The sequence below is a fragment of the Amnibacterium sp. genome, assembly GCF_036559085.1.
In the GTDB taxonomy this organism is placed as follows: Bacteria; Actinomycetota; Actinomycetes; order Actinomycetales; family Microbacteriaceae; genus Amnibacterium.
Map to the genome: position 1 here is coordinate 1 of NZ_DATBTU010000017.1, position 4,896 is coordinate 4,896.

The 4,896-nt window shown below is 71.5% G+C and carries 4 protein-coding genes; 1 reads left to right on the forward strand and 3 read right to left on the reverse strand.

The features are described from left to right. Positions 1-187 precede the first annotated feature (187 nt). Complete coding sequence (locus VIG76_RS02900; RefSeq protein WP_331950862.1) at positions 188-772, forward strand: TetR/AcrR family transcriptional regulator; 585 nt, start codon at positions 188-190, stop codon at positions 770-772. Between the two features lie 28 nt (positions 773-800). On the opposite strand, the gene VIG76_RS02905 is transcribed toward VIG76_RS02900, so the two are convergent. From VIG76_RS02905 to VIG76_RS02915, 3 genes are all read right to left on the reverse strand, one after another. Beyond that, a complete protein-coding gene (locus tag VIG76_RS02905) occupies positions 801-2,294 on the reverse strand; it encodes an aldehyde dehydrogenase family protein (RefSeq protein ID WP_331950864.1) in 1,494 nt (497 codons plus the stop codon). A 171-nt stretch (positions 2,295-2,465) separates the two neighbouring features. Further along, positions 2,466-3,488, reverse strand: coding sequence for a carbon-nitrogen hydrolase family protein (locus tag VIG76_RS02910; RefSeq protein WP_331950866.1), 1,023 nt, complete (start codon positions 3,486-3,488; stop codon positions 2,466-2,468). Then, the coding region (locus VIG76_RS02915; RefSeq protein ID WP_331950868.1) for a purine-cytosine permease family protein at positions 3,485-4,896 on the reverse strand (1,412 nt) is incomplete at its 5' end. The genes VIG76_RS02910 and VIG76_RS02915, both read right to left, overlap by 4 nt.

Sequence of the window (4,896 nt, forward strand, 5' to 3'; positions counted from 1 at the left end):
GGCTCGGCGGTCGCCGCGGGCCAGACGAACGCGAGCACCACGAGCCCGACGACGAGGGACCCGGCGATGCCGAACAGCACGGCGAAGCGCCAGCGGGTGTGCGGGGGAGCGGGCACGGCCATGAGGACCTCCGTAAAAAGAACGAGCGTTCTCTGATGGACTATAGCGAACGAGTATTCTCTTTGCCATGCCCCGTGTCACCGACGCCTACCGGCGCGCCCGCCGCGACGAGATCGCCTCGGCCGCCTTCCGCTGCCTGCGCCGGAAGGGCGTCTCCGGTACCTCGATCGCCGACGTGGTCGCGGAGTCGGGCTTGTCGGCGGGGGCGATCTACTCGCACTTCCGCAACAAGGCGGAGCTCGCGGCCTACATCGCGGGCTCGATGATGACCTGGCGCATCGAGGAGTTCGAGGAGTCCACGGATCCCGCGCTCGCCACGCCCGCCGGCGGCATGCGCTACCTGCTCGGCGTCTTCGAGCAGCCGGACGTCACACCCGAGGTGATCCTGCAGTTCTGGGGCGAGGCGACGAACGACCCCGACCTGCACGCCGTGATGGCGGGGGTCATCGGCCGGATGCGGGCCGCGTTCGCGAGCGCGATCAGGCCGTGGGCGTTGGAGCGCGCCGGCGCCGAGGGCGCCGAGGGCCTGGCAGCGCGCACCGCGTCGGTGATGGTCGCGCTCTGCCAGGGCTACATCGCCAACGCGGCGCTGTTCGGGCTGCGGTCCGTCGACGACTACCTCGCGGATGCGGCGGCCGCGCTCGACGCCTGAAGCGTCTCGCGCGGCCGCCGCGCCGGCGTCAGTGCGCCATCGCGGCGAGGGCCTCCGGGTCGATCGTCGCGATGGAGCGGGTGTCCTGGAACGCGCGGACGCCCTCGATGCCCTGCTCCCGGCCGAGGCCGGACTGCTTCATCCCGCCGAAGGGCGCCCGCAGGTCGAGCCGGGTGGCGCCGTGGTCGTTGACCCAGACGTAGCCGCAGGTGAGCTGCGACCCGACGCGCTGGGCGGCCTCGGGATCGGCGGTCCAGACGGAGCCGCACAGCCCCGCCCAGGTGTCGTTCGCGAGCCGCACGGCCTCGTCCTCGTCGTCGAACGGGATCACCGGGATCACCGGGCCGAACTGCTCCTGCGTCACGACCCGGAGGGAGAGGTCGGGGTCGACGACGATCGCGGGCCGCAGGAAGTTCCCGCCCGCGAGGTCGCCGCCCGGCAGCTCGCCGAACTCGCGCACATCCGCGCCCGCGTCCTTCGCCTCCTGGATGATCTCCTCGACGAAGGCCTTCTGCGCCGGCTGGTGCAGCGGCCCCATGGTCGTGCCCTCGTCGAGTCCGTGACCGAGCTTGGCCTTGCTCAGCCGCTCCGACAGGCCGGCGACGAGCTCGTCCATCCGGGACCGGTGCACGAAGACCCGCTTCGCGTTCATGCAGATCTGGCCGGTCGTGTCATAGATCGCCGCATAGAGCCGGTCGAGGTGCGTGTCGTCCAGGATCGCGTCGGGCAGGAACACGGCCGCGTCGTTGCCGCCGAGCTCGAGCGTCACGCGGGTCAGCGTCGAGGCGGCCATCGCCATGATCCGCTTGCCGCCGTTCACGCTGCCGGTGAAGCAGACCTTCGCGACGTCGGGGCTCTGGATGAGGCCGGCCATCTGCGCGTCGCGGCCGGTCACCACGTTCAGCACCCCGGGCGGCAGCTTCTCGGCGACGCGCTGGACGACCAGGGTCGTGGCGAGCGGCGCCGAGGGCGGCGGCTTCACGATCGCGGTGTTGCCGGCGAGCAGGGCGTGGGGGAGGGCCGCGCCGAGGATGGCGATCGGCCAGTTGAAGGGCACGATCACCGTCACGACGCCGAGCGGCTGGTGCTGCACCTCGGTGCGCACCGGGATGCCGGGCGCCGTCGGCAGCGTCGAGCCCGTGTCGACCTCGTCGGCGAGCTGGAGCGCGAGGTTCCAGCGGAGCTCGAAGACGAGGGCGTCCACCCACGACTCGAACCGCACCTTGCCGTTCTCGCGGGAGAGCACTTCCGCGTCCGCGTCGCGGTCCTCACCGATCCCGGCGATCGCCTCGGCCATCGCCGCGGCCCGCTGCTGCGCCGTCATCGCGCTCCAGGCCGGGAACGCCGCCTTCGCCGCGGCGACGGCATCCGCGACGTCGGCCTCGGATGCCGCGGCCGCGGTCCCCACGATCGCGCCGGGCCTCGCGGGATCCACGATCTCGAGCCGGTCGGCGGTGTCCCGCGCCTCCCCGCCGATGAAGAGCCCCGTGCGCACCTCGCGCGCCGTCGTCGTATCCGTCATCCGACCTGCACCTCACTGTGTCGTCGGCACCGGCACACACCGGTCACCCGTGCTGAACGCTAGACCCGTTCCGGACCGCTACCGGCCGTCGTTCGCGACGGTCGGCGGCAGCGCGGTCCGCACGGCTCGCGCGCGTGCGCGCCTTCCGGCTGCCGGACACCCATGTGGGGCTCAGGGCGCGGGCGGGACCCGTTCCACACCGCTCCTGCGCGACGTGTCGATGCGGAGCGTGAGCACGTCCGGGCGGCTGTAGTGACCGGCGACATCGAGGTCCGTGTGCGCCTCGTCGACCGCGTCGAGGTCGATCTCCGCGACGATCAGCTCGGCACGGCCGCGCACTGGCGGGACCAGCCAGGAGCCGTCGGGTGCGGCGATCGAGGAGCCGCCGTCGAACAGGGCACCCTCCGCGGGTGCGTCGGGGCCGACGCCGGCCCGGTAGGCGTCGAGCAGCTCGGACGGCACGTCGTCGGTCGTGAGGAAGGGGGCGGCGGACACTACGAAGCATCCGCCTTCCTTGGCGTAGGTGCGGGCGGCGAGCTCGTGCAGCTCGGGGACGTCGGGCCACGCAGCGACGTGGATCTGTTCCCCGTCGGCGTGCAGCGCCTGACGAGCGAGCGGCATCCAATGCTCCCAGCAGACAAGGCCGCCCACCCGGCCTGCCGGGGTGTCGACCGCGCGCAGGCCGGCGCCGCCCACCCGGCCTGCCGGGGTGTCGACCGCGCGCAGGCCGGCGCCGTCCCCCCGGCCCCAGACGATCCGCTCGGTGTGCGGCGGCACGAGCTTGCGATGGAGGTTCAGCAGCCGGCCGTCTGGGCCGATGGTGGCGAGGCTGTTGTGCAGGCTGCCGCCCACCCGCTCGTTGATGCCGAGCACCACCGTCGTCGCCGTGCGGCGGGCGGCCGCGCGAACCGGGGCGAGGTCGTCGTCCGCCTCGTCCCCGGCGCCGACGACGGGGCTCTCACGCAGCAGCCGGCCGTACCAGCGGCGCGCTTCAGGGTCGCGCCAGCCCGCCATCCCGAAGACCCACGCCGGATAGCCGGTGACCCAGGTCTCGGGGAAGACGACGAGGTCCGCTTCCGCGGCCTCCTCGATGGCGGCGACAGCACGCTCCAGCGTCGTCGCCATGTCGAGCAGGGCCGGTGGGCGCTGGACGATCGCGACCGTCCGGCGCCCACCGGCGATGGCACCGCTCAATCGGCGTGCACCCCCTCCAGCTCCATCTGGCTCCGCTCCCGCGCGGCCGCCTCAGCGCTGCGGTCGAGGTTCCGGGAGAACAGGAAGTAGAGGCCGCCGGCGACGATCAGGCCGACCGCGAACGAGATGTCGGCGGTGCCGAGCGCGTTCGCGATCGGGCCCGTGAAGAGGCCGGGGAGCGAGAAGAACGGGATCATGGCGAGGAACCCGACCGTGTAGGCCGTGAGTCCGCGCCACGCCCAGCGGCCGTAGATGCCCTTCGGGTTGAAGATCTCGGTGATCGCGTACTTGCCGTGCCGCACCGCGTAGAAGTCGACGAGGTTGACGGCCGTCCACGGCACGAGGAAGTAGAGCATCAGCAGCACGAAGTTGTTGAAGCTGCCGAGATAGTTGTCGGGGATCGCCAGGGCGGCGATGACCGTGATCACCCCGACCACGACGAGGCCGACGACCCTGGCCCGCACGGTGGCCTTCACCGGCCGGAACGCGTCGATGCCGCTGACGCTCGTGAGCATCGCGCCGTAGGCGTTCACGCCCATGATCGAGATGAGGGCGAGCACCGAGATGAGCACGACGATCGTGCCGAAGCCCGGGAAGAGGTTGTCGCCCACCTGCTTGATCGAGGAGATCGCGTCCACCTTCGGGATGCGGCTCGCGAGCAGGCCGCCGAGGCCCATCAGCCAGACCGCGGAGCCCGCTGCGCCGATGTACGTATAGAAGATCAGCTTCGGGGCGGACGACTTCGGCGGCAGGTAGCGGGAGTAGTCCGAGACGTAGACCGCGTAGCTGATGTTGTAGCCGGCGGCGAGGGAGAACTCGATCAGGAACCCGGTGGGGTCGAAGCCGCCGGCGTGCGCGGCGCTCGGCGCGGGCAGCGTCGTGAACGCGAGCACGGTCACGATCGCGAACGCGACGATCAGGAAGTAGGTCAGCCAGCGCTGCACGAAGTGCAGGAGGTCGTGCCCGACGACCGCGATCACGATCGACAGCGCGGTGAGCACCGGGTACCAGAACCACTTCGCGTCGGGCAGCACGAGGCCGAGGCCCTGCGTCGCCAGGATCACGTCGAACACCATGAAGCCGATGTAGACGAAGACGGTGGCGAGGAACGGCACGATGACGCCGCGGGCGCCGAACTGCGCGCGCGACTGGATCATCTGCGGCAGGCCCATCCGCGGGCCCTGGTTCGCGTGGAAGGCCATGAAGAAGGTGCCGAAGCACGCCCCGAGCAGGACCGCGAGGAACGTGACGCCCGCGGAAAGGCCGAGCTCCGGGCCGAGGAACCCGATCACCATCGTCGGCAGCACGAAGTTGCCGGTGAACCAGAAGGGCGCCTGGTGCCAGAGCTTGCCGTGGCGCTCCGACCAGGGGATGTAGTCGATCGAGTGCCGCTCGATCGTCGGCCCGG